Below are 296 nucleotides of genomic sequence, written 5' to 3'. Positions count from 1 at the left end.
CGCCGTCCCGGACCGGCCGGGCCGGCCGCGGCCTTGAGGAGTTGGCGGCGGAGCTCGACGGCGAGTGCGAGTGGCTCGTGACGAACGGCGTCCTGCCCGCCGACCTGGTCACCCGCAACCGCCAGGTGGCCGAGGCCGCGCTCCGGCCGTGGACGCCGGTGTTCACGCACGGCGATCTGCAGATCGCTCACGTGTTCGCCGACGGCGCGGGATCACGGGCATCATCGACTGGTCCGAGGCGGGCCAAGGTGATGCCCTGTTCGACCTCGCCACCTTGACGCTCGGACACGAGGAGC

Annotated in this window: 1 pseudogene; it reads left to right on the top strand. The window is 72.6% G+C overall.

Features of this window, described 5'->3' with window-relative positions:
• Positions 1–278, top strand: a pseudogene (locus HT134_RS46645) (hypothetical protein); the annotation flags it as partial.
• Positions 279–296: the final 18 nt, after the last annotated feature.

Origin of the sequence: Nonomuraea rhodomycinica (genome assembly GCF_013363995.1) — a bacterium.
Taxonomy (GTDB): domain Bacteria; phylum Actinomycetota; class Actinomycetes; order Streptosporangiales; family Streptosporangiaceae; genus Nonomuraea; species Nonomuraea rhodomycinica.
The sequence above is the reverse complement of the archived record's forward strand: the minus strand, read 5'-3'. Positions and strand labels throughout refer to the sequence as shown.